The sequence below is a fragment of the Cupriavidus sp. 2TAF22 genome (assembly GCF_052115045.1).
Taxonomy (GTDB): domain Bacteria; phylum Pseudomonadota; class Gammaproteobacteria; order Burkholderiales; family Burkholderiaceae; genus Cupriavidus.
This window is the reverse complement of record NZ_JBFRFX010000001.1, coordinates 13,092-28,103: the sequence shown is the minus strand read 5'-3', so window position 1 is coordinate 28,103 and position 15,012 is coordinate 13,092. Positions and strand designations below refer to the sequence as shown.

At 68.8% G+C, this 15,012-nt stretch carries 12 protein-coding genes; all 12 read left to right on the top strand.

Features of this window, described 5'->3' with window-relative positions; translation table 11 throughout:
• Positions 1-473 precede the first annotated feature (473 nt).
• Positions 474-1,331 carry a response regulator transcription factor gene (locus tag AB4Z48_RS00115; protein WP_441611790.1) on the top strand — a complete coding sequence of 286 codons (858 nt, stop codon included), beginning with the start codon at positions 474-476 and terminating at the stop codon, positions 1,329-1,331.
• A gap of 209 nt (positions 1,332-1,540) precedes the next feature.
• A complete protein-coding gene (locus tag AB4Z48_RS00110; RefSeq protein WP_441611789.1) occupies positions 1,541-1,993 on the top strand; it encodes a DNA-binding response regulator in 453 nt (150 codons plus the stop codon).
• Between the two features lie 99 nt (positions 1,994-2,092).
• Positions 2,093-2,404, top strand: a complete 312-nt coding sequence (locus AB4Z48_RS00105) for a hypothetical protein (protein WP_441611788.1) — start codon at positions 2,093-2,095, stop codon at positions 2,402-2,404.
• Positions 2,405-3,089: 685 nt separating this feature from the next.
• A complete protein-coding gene (locus tag AB4Z48_RS00100) occupies positions 3,090-3,758 on the top strand; it encodes a phosphatase PAP2 family protein (protein ID WP_441611787.1) in 669 nt (222 codons plus the stop codon).
• A gap of 104 nt (positions 3,759-3,862) precedes the next feature.
• Entirely contained in the window at positions 3,863-5,266 is a 1,404-nt protein-coding gene (locus AB4Z48_RS00095) for an undecaprenyl-phosphate glucose phosphotransferase (RefSeq protein WP_441611786.1), read from the top strand.
• 126 nt (positions 5,267-5,392) lie between these two features.
• Positions 5,393-5,644, top strand: a complete 252-nt coding sequence (locus tag AB4Z48_RS00090; protein WP_420997529.1) for an acyl carrier protein — start codon at positions 5,393-5,395, stop codon at positions 5,642-5,644.
• Positions 5,641-6,840 carry an acyl-CoA dehydrogenase family protein gene (locus AB4Z48_RS00085; protein WP_441611785.1) on the top strand — a complete coding sequence of 400 codons (1,200 nt, stop codon included), beginning with the start codon at positions 5,641-5,643 and terminating at the stop codon, positions 6,838-6,840. Before AB4Z48_RS00090 ends, AB4Z48_RS00085 begins: the two co-directional genes overlap by 4 nt.
• Positions 6,841-6,850: 10 nt before the next feature.
• Positions 6,851-7,846, top strand: coding sequence for an amino acid--[acyl-carrier-protein] ligase (locus tag AB4Z48_RS00080; protein ID WP_441611784.1), 996 nt, complete (start codon positions 6,851-6,853; stop codon positions 7,844-7,846).
• Positions 7,846-8,838 (top strand): DUF1839 family protein, encoded by a 993-nt coding sequence (locus tag AB4Z48_RS00075; RefSeq protein WP_441611783.1) that lies wholly within the window; start codon positions 7,846-7,848, stop codon positions 8,836-8,838. The genes AB4Z48_RS00080 and AB4Z48_RS00075 overlap by 1 nt, the downstream gene beginning before the upstream one ends.
• A 25-nt stretch (positions 8,839-8,863) precedes the next feature.
• Positions 8,864-11,443, top strand: coding sequence for a glycosyl hydrolase 2 galactose-binding domain-containing protein (locus AB4Z48_RS00070; RefSeq protein WP_441611782.1), 2,580 nt, complete (start codon positions 8,864-8,866; stop codon positions 11,441-11,443).
• Positions 11,444-11,721: 278 nt separating this feature from the next.
• Entirely contained in the window at positions 11,722-12,444 is a 723-nt protein-coding gene (locus AB4Z48_RS00065; protein ID WP_441611781.1) for a Crp/Fnr family transcriptional regulator, read from the top strand.
• Positions 12,445-12,486: 42 nt separating this feature from the next.
• Positions 12,487-14,880: a polysaccharide biosynthesis tyrosine autokinase gene (locus tag AB4Z48_RS00060; protein ID WP_441611780.1), complete on the top strand. Its 2,394-nt coding sequence runs from the start codon at positions 12,487-12,489 to the stop codon at positions 14,878-14,880.
• Positions 14,881-15,012 lie beyond the last annotated feature (132 nt).

Below are 15,012 nucleotides of genomic sequence, written 5' to 3'. Positions count from 1 at the left end.
TGTTGATTCATAAGGCACTTAAACAGCCACTAAATGCATCCGGAGGCAAATGCATAGTGAAATGTAATGCCGATAATTATAACGCGGAATATCCCGAAAACCGCAATGGAAGCGCGTAAACGTTCTCCGATTCGACAGTCGCCGTGACCTCGACCCGTAGTGCGGACCCGTGTAACCCTCACTTGCAATCGCGTGTTGCAGTGCATATGCTCAGACCAGAGTTAGTATTTTTTAACTCTGTTTTAAGAGGCATCGAAGAAGCAACGAAAGCGTAAGAACAACGCAAAACGGGGCGGTTCGACACGATTCCAAGGGATGGTCAGGCGCGCAGCGAAACCCGGACGGGGGCAGCGGCGGCGACCGGGAGTCAAGCCGGATCGTATGGAAATGCAACCACAGCATAGTGGGCTTTTCCAACAGCATGCGCGGGTTGTCGCGGGACTCGCCATGCAGCAATAAGAAAGAGAGCGGCCATGGCCACCATCCTCTTGATCGAGCCTCATCCACTCCTGCGCCTGGGTCTGCGCCATTTGCTGACGCAAGCGGGACTCCACGGCGATCTGGTCGATATCGACCCAGGATCCTTGCCCTATCCGGCCGAATGGCTGTGCCACGCAGACCTGATGATCTACGGCTTGTCCGCGGATCCGGCCACGCATTGGCAGGAGCTGGAACAAGCCTGCAGGTCGCTGATGCCGCGCCGCGTGCTGGTGCTGGCGGACGAGGTCTGCGCCCCGCCCCATGCCGGCGAGATCCCCGGCAACGTGCGCGGCCTGCTGTCCAAGGCATGCAGCGCCGATATGCTCGACGCGGCCATCCGGCTCGTGCTCGCGGACGGCGAATGCTTCCCTGCCCGTGCCCAGGCCGCCCGCGCCAGCGAGCACGCCGCACACTGGGGCACCGCGCAGGCGGCCCCGACCCCGAATACCGTGCACCGGTTTGGCGGCGCGCCGCTGACGGACGACGGCCACCCGTACCCGGCACGGCCGACGCAGCATGCCGGCCCCGCCGAGTCCGAACCGGAGACGCCCTCGGCCGGCTCGCACCTGCTCAATATCACCGAGCGCCAATATGAAGTGCTGGCGCTGCTGGCGCGCGGATATCCCATCAAGACCGTCAGCCGGCTGCTGAATATCTCGGTGGCGACCGCCAAGACCCATGCCTGCACCTTGTACCAGCGGCTCCAGGTGCGTAACAAGGGTGAGGCGGTTTACGTGGCACTCCAGCGCGGCGCCAAGCTGAGCTGGCCCGGTCCGGCACCGGCCGCCACCACCTTGCGCGGTGTGGGCCCGCAGTCGGTCGAACTGATCAGCATCTGCCAGGCTGCATGAGGGATTGTCCCGCCCCGGAGCCCATGGTGGGCCCGGGCGGCCGATTGCGTTAGCGGCTCCATCTTCTTCAGTACGCTGCCTCATCCGAAAGCACGAGGCGGCGTATTGTCGTACTTGCTACCCTGATCTGCAGCAACGCCAACAAGTGCCTTCGCGCGGCCAGCCGGTCCCGGCGCGCGGATCCTGCCAACCCGCTGTCACCCGCGCCGATGACAACGCTTCTGCTTGCCCACAACATGATGCTGCGCCGGGGCGTGCTGCGTCAGCTTCGCGAGCTGTCAGCGATCGCCCCGGTCCTGTCCCAGACCCCCGAATGGCTGCTGGAGGCGGCACCCGCGGACTTGCCGCGCGGCCCCATCGATTTTGCACTGCTCGATTGCAGCGGCACGGACGCCGATCCCTTCGAACTGCTCGAAGCGCTCAGCACCCGGCTGGCGCCGCGGCGCTGGCTGGTCATGTGCGAGGCGCCTGACGCCATCCTGGCCGGCCACGCGGCGCACCTCGGCGCCAGCGGATGCCTGGCGGTGCCTGCCTCGCCCGAGCAGACCCGAGCCGCCGTGGCGCTGGTGCGCGCCGGCGGCCAGTGCTTCCCGCGCCGGGCTTTCGCCCTGCAGCAGCCTTCTTCCCCCATCGGTTCAGGTGGGTCTACGGCAAGGGGATGATGCGCCAGCAGGCCCGGCCTCCTATGCTGGAGACGCGCGCACAACGAAGCCGAGACAGCCAATGTCAATCCGGCCGACGCGCACTGCAGAGGGGGTCATATGGAAAACGGGCTGGATATCCTGGTCGTGCGTGGCTTTGCCGTGCCGGAAGGCCGGGGCAAGTGGGCATGCTGCTACGAGATCAGACTGACCACCGGGCGCGACGAGCCGCTGCTGTACCGCGGCGAGCTGCACGGCCGGCGCTATGCCTGCGAGGCCGCGGCAATCGCCGCGGCAACCTTTGCCGGCGAGCAGGAAGCGCGCAGGCAGGTGGCGGCCGTGCGAGCCGGGCTGCTCGCCCGCCATGAATACTGCGTGATGGTAGCGGGCGAGCCGTTAGGTGAGCCTCTACAGGTTCCGGCGGACAACTGAGCCGCCGCCGCCCTCGGGCGGTGTCCTGCGCGATGCGCCCTTGCGGGGCGCGCGGCAGGCAGGATCGGCGCGGACCGAAATAACGGAGGGAGCGACGAGCGCGTGTTCGGGGGACCGGAGCGATCCGGTGCGCATGCCTGTCGGTGCGGCATGCGCGCACGCGTAGTTCGGCCGCAGCGCGTGCTGCGCCAGAACTTTAGGGCCACGGTCGAGCCGGCCGGTACAGGCGGCACGCCGTGGCTTTTTCTTTTGCCTTGCGCCCGGTGGCCAGCACGATATGCCCGGCGCGCCGGCACCAAGCAAAAAAAAGAGTCCGCCGACCGGGGGACCATGCGGACTCTAAGTGGCCTGCGCGATTCCGCTCGGGCAGACCACTCTCCGACGATAGCGAAAGCCTGGCGGCAGCTGTATCGACCATAAGCAGCATCTGCCACTTGGCAAATGCGCACGCCGCCGCGGCGCGCCGAAACCCGCCAGCCCAATGCGCGCTTCGCCGCGGCGCGACGCACAGGGCGCCGCGCCATGGACCACCCTGGCCGTTTCATGCTTCTGGCTGGGATGAGGCAGGGCAGGAATCGCTGCCCGGAACGGGCAAGGATGAGGGCGGCAGGGGCCGCCGTAGACGGGGCTGCCCCACAACTGTGATACTTTTCTCGCGTTCCGATACCTGACGACGGCCACCTCGATGCACTGGCATTTCATCTCACGCTTTGGCGAAACCTCCCTGCTGCTGCCCTGCGCGGTGCTGATCACGGTCTGGCTGCTTTATGCCGGGGCCTACGCCAGCGCCCGCCGCTGGCTGCTGGCATTCGGCCTCGGGGCAGCGCTCGTGCTGGCTTCGAAGCTGGCATTCATGGGCTGGGGCATCGGCTGCGAAGCGCTGAATTTCACCGGCTTCTCCGGGCATAGCATGATGGCGGCCTCGGTGCTGCCGGTGCTGCTGTACCTGGTGGTGTCGGCACGCTATCCCCGCCTTGCACTCGTCGCATCCTGCTTTGGCATCCTGCTGGCGCTGCTCGTGGGCGTGTCGCGCCTGAAGCTCGAGGCGCATTCCGATTCCGAAGTCGCCAGCGGACTCGCCATCGGCTTTGCCGTGAGCCTGTCCTTCATCCTGTGGAGCGTGCGCCCGCGGCGCTCCGCCCCCGCGCTGGCGGCCGCGCTCCTGATGGCAGTGATGCTCGGCGTGCCGGTCGCCGGCGTGGCGGCGCCCACCCACCACTGGCTCGAAGTGATTGCCGCGCGCCTGGCCGGTCGCGACAAGCCATTCCAGCGCGGACAGTGGCGCGAATGGGCCGGCCAGCCCGAGAGCGCCGCGGTGCTGGTCTGCGTGCCGGAGCCGCGCGTGGCGTCCTGAGCGCCGGGGGCGCGCTGTGTGTGCGCCAGCTAACAGACCTCGCCGTCGCCGCGGCACAACCATGATTTGCATGACTAGTCCGGCTTGCCGGATGGAGGCGAATCATGTCCGCGATCCGCGCCTTTGTGGGCGAGCGCCAGGCTGCCCTGCAGATCCTCTATCGCTTTACCGACGCCGGCATCGTCGCCGCCTGCGGCATGGCGGTGGGCGAGTTGCTGTTCCCGCAAGGCCTGCGCGGCGCCGCGCCCGTGCACGGCTTTATCACTGTTCTGTGCTCGGTGAGCACGCTGCTGGTGTTCCCCGCCTGCGGCCTGTACAACTCCTGGCGCGGCCGCAACCACGTGGCGCTGGCGCTGCGCACGCTGGCGGCGTGGGGTGCGGTCTGCATGCTGGGCCTGGTCACCGCGTATCTGATGCACCAGTCGGCTGCGCTGTCGCGGCTGTGGTCGATGGGCTGGCTGCTGAGCGTGGCCGTGATGCTGCTGCTCTCGCGCGTGATGCTCTACCGCATGCTGGGCAGCGTGCGCGAACTCGGCATCAACGCCAAGCGCGTGGTGATCCTCGGCTATGGCTCGCTCGGGCATGAGATGTACCAGCGCGTGCGCAACAACCGCGGCGCCGGCTACAACGTGGCCGGCATCTACGACGAAGGCATGCAACCGGTGCCTGCCGGCGTCACGCGGCTCGAATCGCTGCAGGAAGTCTGCACCTTCGTGCGCAACAACGGCGTGCGCGAGATCTGGCTGACGCTGCCGATGGCCGCCTGCCGCGATCTCTACGACGTGGTTTCCCATTTCCGCAACGACCTCATCGACATCCGCTGGGTGCCCGACATCATGGCGGTCGAACTGCTGGGACATCGGTTCAGCGACTTCCTCGGCCTGCCGGTGATCGATCTCAACAGCCCGCCGCAGTCGGGCATCACGGGCCTGCTCAAGGCCAGCTTCGACCGCGTCTTCTCGCTGGCCGCGCTGGTCGGGCTGTCGCCCCTGCTGCTGCTGATCGCGGTGCTGGTCAAGGCCTCATCGCCGGGGCCGGTGTTGTTCCGCCAGGCGCGCCTCGGCATGGATGGCAAGCCCTTCCACGTCTACAAGTTCCGCACCATGGTGATGCACCAGGACAGCGGCGTGCCCCAGGCCGTGCCGGGCGATCCGCGCGTCACGCGCCTGGGCGCCTTCCTGCGCCGCACCAGCCTGGACGAGCTGCCGCAGTTCTTCAACGTGCTGCACGGCGAGATGTCGGTGGTGGGCCCGCGCCCGCATGCCATCGAGCATAACGAGATCTACAAGGAAATCATCGACCGCTACATGTTGCGCCATCGCGTGAAGCCCGGCATCACCGGCTGGGCGCAGATCAACGGCCTGCGCGGCCAGACCGACACCGTGGAGAAGATGCGCAAGCGCATCGAGTTCGACATCTTCTATATCCGCAACTGGTCGTTCCGGCTCGACCTGCAGATCATCCTGCGCACCGCCCTGCATGGCTGGACGGGGCACGCGGCGTACTGAGCACGTGGGCGCCGGGTGTTGCTGCCCGGCTGCGGCGGCGCGAAGTTGGTGGGCCAACGCACCGAAGCCGCATGGCGCCTGCGGCCCAATGGTGGCACCCGATCATCCTCACCGAGGAGTACAGAGATGAAGGCAACCATTCGACAAATCCTCGCCGACGTGGCGCGGCTGGACGTATCGGTCGAAGCACTCGATGACCAGGCGGACCTCTACGAAGCCGGCCTCTCGTCGCTGGCAACCGTCCATGTGATGCTGGCCATCGAGAATGCGTTCAATATCGAGATCCCGGATGCGATGCTCACCCGTCAACTCTTCCGCAGCGTGAATTCGCTGGCGGCCGCGGCCGAGCAACTCAGACAGCAGCAGGAGGCAGCATGAGCCCCCCGCTGGCCAGCGTGGAGCTGGCGCGCCCGATGTCGGCCCACACCGGCACCGCCGAGCTGATGGCCGGCGCGGCACTGGCTGCCGCCGAGGCGGCGCAGCATGCCGACCAGGTGGACCGCGACGCCGCCTTCCCGCACCAGGCGTTCGCCGTGCTGCGCCAGCACCGCCTGCTCAGCGCCCTGGTGCCGGCCGAGCACGGTGGCGCGGGCGCTTCGCTGGACACCATCGCGGCGATCTGCCGCGTGCTCGGCGCGGCCTGCTCGTCGGCCGGGATGATCTACGCCATGCACCAGATCCAGGTCGCCTGCATCGTCGAGCATGGCAGCGGCAGCCCCTGGCATGAGCAATTGCTCGACCGCATCTCCGGCGAACAGCTGCTGCTGGCCTCCGCCACCTCCGAAGAGGCCATCGGCGGCGCGCTGCGCAACAGCGGCTGCGCGGTCAACGTGGAGCACGATCGCTTCCATCTGCTCAAGATGGCGCCGACGATCTCCTACGGTGCGCACGCCGACGCCATCCTGGCCACCGCGCGCCGGCATGCCGATGCCTCGCCGTCCGACCAGGTCATGGTGTGCCTGCTGAAGCCCGATTTCACGCTGGAGTCCCTCAGCACCTGGGACACGCTGGGCATGCGCGGCACCTGCAGCAACGGCTTTCGCCTGGAGGCGCGGGGCGCGTGCGAGCAGATCCTGCCGGTCGCCTTCGGTGAGATCGCCGACGGCACCATGACGCCGGTTTCGCACATCCTGTGGGCGGCGCTGTGGACGGGCATCGCGGGCGACGCCGTGCACCGCGCCAAGAGTTTCTTCCAGGGCCAGGCGCGCGCGCGTCCCGGCTCGCTGCCGCCGTCGGCCACGCGCGTGGCGGATGCGGTGGCGATGGTGCAGATGATGGAAGGCCGGCTCGAACTCGCGCTGACCCACCAGCGCCAGCGCCATGCCGGCCTGTCGGTATCGGCGCTGTTCTCCCTGGCCGCCGAGATGAACGGCCTCAAGACCAGCGTCTCCGCGCTGGGCATCGAGGCGGTCCAGCAGGCGATGTTGATTTGCGGCATGGCAGGCTACAAGCACGGTACCCCCTACAGCCTCGGGCGCCATCTGCGCGATCTCTGGTCAGCGCCGCTGATGATCAACAACGACCGGATCCTGACCAACACCGCCAGCCTGCTGCTGGCGGAGCGTTCGAGCTGAGGAGCACGATATGGATGCCAACATTAGCGCGGACAACGCCAGCACGGCGCCCTTCGAGCCCGCTGCCGCGGCTGCGCCACCCTATGGCGATCCCCTGGTCGGGCAGCGGCGCTACCAGCAGGCGCTGATCGAAGCCGGCCTGCTGATTCCCGGCGGCGTCGATGGCGTGTATGGCCGCAGCGCCGTGTTCGAGGCGATCGCCGATGGCCTGAACGTGGCTGTCACCGCGCTTGGCGCGGACCAGCGCGCCGAAGTGATGCGCTTTCCGCCGGCGATGTCGCGCAAGGACTTCGAGGCCAGCGACTACCTCAAGAGCTTCCCGCAACTGGCCGGCACCGTGCACAGCTTCTGCGGCAACGACCGCGATCATCACCGCCTGCTGGCGCGGCTCGAAGACGGCGAAGAATGGGCCGACGAACAACGTCCCACGCGCGTGGTGCTGACGCCCGCGGCCTGCTATCCGATCTACCCCGCGGTGGCCCGGCGCGGCCCGATGCCGCCGCAGGGACTGGTGGTCGACGTGCTGTCGTACTGCTTCCGCCACGAGCCGTCGATCGATCCGGCGCGCATGCAGATGTTCCGCCAGCGCGAGTACGTGCGCCTGGGCAATGCCGCGCAGATCATCGCGTTCCGCCAGTTGTGGATGGAGCGCGGCCAGCAGCTCGCGGGCATGCTGAAGCTGCCGCACGAGGTGGAGGTCGCCAATGACCCGTTCTTCGGCCGCGGCGGCAAGATCGTGGCCGACAGCCAGCGCGAGCTGAAGCTCAAGTTCGAGCTGCTGGTTCCCATCAACGACGGCGCCCCGCCGACCGCCTGCATGAGCTTCAACTATCACATGGATCATTTCGGCCAGGTCTGGGAACTGCGCACCGCCGATGGAGAGCCGGCCCACACCGGCTGCGTCGGCTTCGGCATCGAGCGCCTGACGCTGGCGCTGCTGCGCCACCACGGCTTTGACGTGGGGCACTGGCCCAAGGACGTACGCGCCACGCTGGGAGGGCTGTGATGCTGGTCGACCCCCATACCCTGGAGCGCGGCACGCACGTGTCGCACGCCTTGCACAATGGCAACCCGGTCTGGCCGCAGACCAACTGCTATGTGGACCTGTGGATCGAGCTGCTGCACGGCTGGGGGCTCGACCCCGTGGCAGCGCTCGGCTTCACAGTGGCGCAGGATTTCGAGGGCGACCAGTTCACCTTCTTCAAATACCCGCACGACGATCTCGAGCGCCTGTACGGCGTGGTGGTGCAGGAGCTGTCGCTGTATGAATCGATGGAAGCGCGCGTGGCCGCGCAGACCTGCCGCGGGCACGTGGTGCTGCTCGAGGTGGACGGATTCTACCTGCCCGACAACCGCGCCACCTCGTACCGCCGCGAGCACACCAAGACCACCATCGGCATCGACGTGATGATGCCCGACGCGCAGTCGGTGGGCTACTACCACAACGAGGGCTACCACGTGGCCAGCGGCGAGGACTACGGCGGGCTGTTCCGCCGCCTGCCCGGCCTGGTCGACGACGTGAACCTGCTGTTCCCCTATGCCGAGGTGGTGCGCCGCCGTTTCCCGGCGCTGGAAGGGGCGATGCTGGTACGCGCCTCGCTCGCGCTGCTGCGCAAGCATCTCGCGCGGCGCCCGCGGCAAAACCCCATCACCGCCTTCCGCACGGCGTTTCCCGCGCACCAGGAAGCGCTCATGGCGGGCGGCGAGCAGGTCTTCCATCCCTACGCCTTCAGCGTGCTGCGCCAGCTCGGCGCCAACTTCGAACTGCTGGCGCAGTACCTGCGCTGGCTGGCCCAGCATGGCCAGCCGATGCCCGACAGCATCGCGGGTGCATGCCAGAAGCTCGCTTCCGAAGCCATGGTGATGCAGTTCCGCCTGGTGCGCTCCATCATCAGCCGCAGGGTGGACCGTTGCCAGGATTGCCTGGACCAGCTCGAAGTCTCCTACGACGCGGCGATCCCGGCGCTGGCAAGCTACGTGGGCGAGGCCGAATACTAGATACCGCCGACCTGCGCCCGCCGCCATGCACGCGCCTCTCGTCCTCACGCCTGTTCCCGGGCGGCCAGTCCACCGCGAGCCCCTCGCCGGCGCCTGGGCCTTGCTGGAGACGCCCTGCGGCGCCGCTGCATCGCCGGCCGGGCTGGAAGGGCGCGGCCCATGGCTGCCCGCGGCGGTGCCCGGCACCGTTGCGCAGGCGCTGCAGGCGGCAGGGCAATGGCAGGCCGACGCGCCGCGCGCCCTGCACGACCACGACTACTGGTACCGCGTGCCGCTGTCCGGCGCGGGTGCCTGCCGCCTGCGCCTGCACGGCCTGGCCACGGTGGCCGAGGTATGGCTCGACGAGTTGCGCGTGCTCGACGCGCAGAACATGTTTACGGCGCACGAGGCGGAACTGCATCTCGACGGCGACCACGTGCTCTGCCTGTGCTTCCGCTCGCTGCACCGCTGGCTGCGCAGCCAGCGCGGACCGGTGCGGTGGAAGCCGCGCCTGGTCTCGCCGCCCTCGTTGCGGCTGGTGCGCACCACGCTGCTCGGCCATATGCCTGGCTGGTGCCCGCCGGTGCATACGATCGGGCCCTGGCGCGGCGTCGACCTGCTGCCGCTCGACGCTGGCGCCAGCCCGCTGCTGACGGCGCGCTACGACCTGCAGGCCTCGCTCGACGCGGATCTTGCACGCGGCGTGATCCGCCTGCGCCTGCGCGACGTGGCGCCGCTGCCGGCGGGCGTGCCGCTGATGCTGTGCGCGGACGGGCGCGAGGCGCCGCTCGCCGCCGTGGACGCCGGCCCCGGCGGCATCGTGTACGAGGGCGAGCTTGCCGTGAGCGCGCCGCGCCTGTGGTGGCCGCATACCCACGGTGCGCCGCAGCGCTATGCAGTGCAGTTGCGGCTGGGCGACGCGCGCATCGATTGCGCGCAGGTGGGCTTTCGCCGCATCGAGATCGACCGCCGCACCGCAGCCGGCGAGGATGGCTTCGCCCTGCGCGTCAACGGCGAACGCATCTTCTGCCGCGGCGCCTGCTGGACCAGCCACGACCTCGCCGGCCACGTCGATGCGCCCGCGGAAGTCGGGAAATGGCTGGCGCTGGCGCACGGGGCCGGTATGAACATGGTGCGCGTGAGCGGCGTCACCTGCTATCAGGGAGAGGCCTTCTTCGCTGCCTGCGATGCGCTCGGCCTGATGGTCTGGCAGGATTTCATGTTCGCCAACTTCGACTACTGCGCCAACGCCGAAGCCGCGCGTCCGCTCATGGCCCAGGCCACGCGCGAAGTCAGCGAGTGGCTGGCCGCGCATCGTCACCATCCGAGCGTGGCGGTGCTGTGCGGCGGCAGCGAGGTCGAACAGCAGGCCGCCATGATGGGCGTGCCTTGCGCGAGCTGGCGGCAACCGCTGTTCGACGAAATCATCCCGGCCTGCGTGGCCGCCTGGCATCCCGACGCCGTATACGTGCGCAACTCGCCGAGTGGCGGCGCGTGGCCATTCCAGCCCGACAGCGGCGTCTCGCACTACTACGGCGTGGGTGCCTACCAGCGCCCGCTCGACGACGCGCGCCGTGCCAATGTGCGTTTCACGTCCGAATGCCTGGCCTTTTCCAACGTGCCGTGCGCGCGCACCCTGGCCGACGCGCTGCCGGTCGCACCCGCGCATGACCCGCGCTGGAAGGCGCGCGTGCCGCGCGATGCGGGCAGCGGATGGGATTTCGAGGACGTGCGGGATTTCTACCTGCGCGAACTGTTCAAGGTGGACCCGCCGCGCCTGCGCTACGAGGACAGCGTGCGCTACCTGGCGCTGTCGCGCGCGGTGGTGGCCGAGGTGATGACCGACGTCTTCAGCGAATGGCGGCGCAGCGGCTCGACTTGCTCCGGCGCGCTGGTGTGGCAGCTGCAGGACCTGCTGCCGGGCGCGGGCTGGGGCATCGTCGATGCGCTGGCGCGGCCGAAATCGGCATGGCACGCGCTGCGCCAGGTATGGCAGCCGCTGCAGGTGCTGATCACCGACGAAGGCCTCAACGGCATCCATGTGCACCTGATCAACGAAAGCCCGGCGCCGCGCGCGGTACGCCTGCGGTTGCAATGCTGGCGCGACGGCGAGACGGCGCTGCTCGACGTGGCGCGCGAGCTGTGCCTGCCGCCGCACTCCATGCAGCGCATGGGCGGCGCCGAACTGGCCGGCACGTTCTTCGATTTCACCTATGCCTACCGCTTCGGCCCGCGTACGCATGATGTGGTGTGCGCCACGCTGTGCGATCCCGCCGACGGCACCCAGATAAGCCAGGCCTGCTACCTGCCCGAACGCAGCGCGGCCGCGCTCGAGCCGCCCGAGCTGGCGGTGGCGCTGGCGCGCGAGGACGGCGACTGGTGGCTGACGATATCGGCGCGGCGCTTCGCGCGCTGGGTGCATATCGACGATGCGGCCATGCGCCCCGAGTACGACTGGTTCCACCTGGCGCCAGGTGCGTGCCGGCGCGTGAAGCTGCTGCCCGAGGGCGACCCGAATGGAGGAGGCCAGGATGTAGGGCTGGCGTGTGCGGCTCCCATCCCGATGGGGGAGGTCCATGCGCTCAATGCGAGACGTGCGGTGGCCTACAGCGCGCCAGGCGCCTGATACGCCGTACACGCGGAGTACGAATGCTGTGCCACGCGGCGCCGGGGCTTCATGGCTTGGTCGCCGGTGTTGTGATTTCCGGCGCTCTAAGACCTACCGAAGGATGATCAGGTTTCAGCCGTGCGGCTACTGTTGGGAGGACCACATATGGCACTTAATACAGACACAGAGGCTGTACGAACCGGGGTTAAAGAATAGGTGGTCGGCGCGGGTCCCCGCTATGCGACGGACCGGCTTCGGTCGTAAGTGTTCGTGCGGCTGGTCACGGGGAGAGGAAAATGATCAGTCAGCGTTCGGATCTGCACGTCAATCATGTGCTGGGTGCCTTGCCGCGCAAGGATTGGGAGTCGTTGTCGGCGCACCTCGAGCTGGTGCGCATGCGTGCCGGCCAGCTGCTGACCGACTCGGGCCAGCGTATCCACCATGTCTACTTCCCCACGACTGCCATCGTCTCGATGCTCTCGCTGCTGGAAGATGGCGCCACCGTAGAGATCGCCGCCATCGGCAAGGAAGGGCTGGTCGGCATTCCGGTGCTCACCGGCGGAGACACCATGCCGTGCCGCGTGGAGGTGCGCACGCCGGGCTTTGCCTACCGCCTGTCGGCAGCCACGCTCAAGCAGGAATTCCTGCATTCCCCGGCAATCCAGCGCGTGACCCTGCTCTACGTGCAGGCCGTGCTCACGCAGATCGCCCAGACCGCGGTGTGCAACCGTCACCATTCGCTCAACAAGCAACTATGCCGCTGGCTGCTGCTCGCGCTGGACCGCATGGCGTCCAACGAGCTGGTCATCACGCAGCAGGTCATCGCCAACATGCTTGGCGTGCGCCGCGAAGGCGTGACCGAAGCCGCCGGCAAGCTCGAAGACCTTGGGCTGATCCAGCATAGCCGCGGGCACATCACCGTGCTCGACCGCCTTGGCCTGGAAGCGCATTCGTGCGAGTGCTACAAGCTCGTCAAGCGTGAGTTCGACCGTCTCTTGCCGGCGCTGGCAAGCGTCTGAGGCAGGAGCGGCAGGACATGGCCATTGCCCAGGGAGAACGTCGTGAACAGGTTGTATTTCTCCGCCACGAGGCCGGCTGCGGATGAGCCGGCGCCGCCGGGCGCACGCCGGCGGCGCGCCCTGCTCGATCACCTCGGCTGGATCATCGGGCTCACGCTTGCCGGCGCAGGGATCGGCGCGTTCGTGGCGCTGTCGACGCCGCCGCGCTACCGCGTCGAGGCACTGGTGCAGGTAGCGCCGCGCAACTCCGGCCAGGTCAATGCCTCGGCGGTGCAGTTCGATACCGGCATGCTGACCAGCCGCGCGGTGGTCGGGCCGGTGGTGGAGCGTCTGCACCTGGACGTCTCGGCGGCGCCCGTGCGTGCGCCGTTGCTCGGGGCGCTCGCGGCGCGCTTCGCCGAGCCGGGCCATGCCATCGGGCCGTGGCCCGAAGGCCTCGGCTACGCCTGGGGCGGCGAGCGGATCCAGCTCGACAGCCTCTCGGTGCCCGAGCGCCTGCTCAACGTGCCGCTGATACTGGTGGCGCAGCCCCAGGGCCATTACCAGCTCTATGCCGGCGACGCAATGCTGCTCGAAGGCGTGACGGGCGAACCCGCATCGGCCAACGAGGTGGAGCTGCAGGTCGCACAAATCGATGCGCAGCCCGGCACGCGCTTCGAACTGATGCGCAGCGATCCGCTCTCCACGGTGGACAGCATCTCGCGCGAACTGGTGGTGGACGAACACACGCGTGACGCCGGCACGGTACGCGTTGCGTGGCGCTATCCGGACCGCAAGCTCGCGGCTGCGCTGGTCAACGGCGTGGCGCAGGCCTACATCGACAGCCAGACCACCCAGCGCCGCGATGACGCGGCCGGCGGCCTGGCCTTCGTCAGCAGCGAGCTGCCGCGCGTGAAGGGCGAGCTGGAGCGCGCGGAAGCGGCGCTGACGCGCTATCGCACGCGCAGCGGCACCATGGCGCCCTCGCAGGAGGCCCAGTCCTACCTCAGCGGCAGCATGGACTACCAGCGCCAGATCGCCGCCCTGCGCCTGGAGCGTACCCGCCTGCTGCAGCGCTTCACCACGGACAGCAACGAAGTGCGCACGGTCGATACCCAGATCCAGGAACTCAGCAAGGTGCGGCGCGACATGGATTCGCGCATGCAGAACCTGTCCGAGACCGAGCGCGAGTCGGTGGCGCTCACGCGCGACGTCAAGGTGGCCGAGGATATGTACATGACCCTGCGCAACCGCGCGCAGCAGCTCTCGCTGGCCCAGTCCGACCGCTCCAACACCATGCGCATCGTCGATGCGGCGATGCCGCCTTCGCGCCCGGACGGCCTTGGCCCCGTGCCGCTGACCTTCGGCGGCGCGCTGCTTGGCCTGTGCCTGGGCCTGGCCGGCGCGGCGGCGCGCCAGCGCTACAAGCCCTCGGTGGCCGATGCGGCCGACGCCGAGGCGCGGCTCGGCATGCCCATGCTGGGCGAGATCGCCTTCAGCAGCGAGCAGACCGAGCTCGAGCACGAGGCCGAGGTGCATCGCCGCCTGGGCGTGATGATGGGGTTTGCCGCCACGGCGAGCCCGCGCCTGTATGCGCCTGCGCCCGGCAGCGCGCTGGCCGAGCCCGGTGCGTTTGCCGCCGGCGAAGGCGAGCGGATGCTGCGCTGCGGGCTGCACGACCGCTTCCTGCTGGCGCGGCGTTCGCCGCATGCGCTTGCGGTGGAAGGCCTGCGCAGCGTACGCGCGGCGCTGCATTTCGCCGTGCGCAACGCGCCCGACGGCGTGCTCGCGGTGACCAGCCCCGCGCCCGGCGCGGGCAAGACCTTCGCCTCGGTCAACCTCGCGGTGTTGTTCGCCGAAGCCGGCCAGCGCGTGCTGCTGGTCGACGCCGACCTGCGTCGCGGCAAGATCGCCAACTGGTTCGACCAGGCGCCGGAGCCCGGGCTGGCCGAACTGCTGGCGGGCCGCGCCGACCTGGCGGCAGTCGTGCGCCCCACGGTGGTGTCCGGCCTCTGCCTGATCACTGCCGGCGCAACGCCGACCAATCCGTCCGAGCTGCTGATGATGCCGTCGCTGGCCGAGATGCTGCAGGTCTGCAAGGCACGCTTCGACCTGGTCATCATCGATACGCCGCCGGTGCTGGCCGTGGCCGACGGCACCCTGGTCGCCAACCTGGCCGGCTCCACCCTGCTGGTGGTGCGTGCCGACGTGACGCCGGCGAGCCAGGTGGACGAAGCCGTCAAGCGCCTGGCCCGCGCCGAGGCCCGCCTGGCCGGCGGCATGCTCAACGGCGTCATCCGCCGGCGCAGCAACCGCGCGGATTTCGCCGCCATGAATCCCTACCTGGGCTTGCCGCTGCCTCCCGCGCAGCCCGAGGCGCTGGCCCTCGAGGCGCGCAGCGCGCCGTCCAAGGAGCAGGACCGGCCGGCCGGACAAGACTCGATGCCGGCGGCCTGACGGCGCGCAACGCGGCGAGGCGGCCATGAGCGTACCCGTTTCTGCGTGCTTCCTCGCAGCGCGAGACAAGGCGGCCCGCGCGCCCTCCCGGCGCGGCGGGCCGCGGGCGGTAATGGCCCGCCAGGACAACAA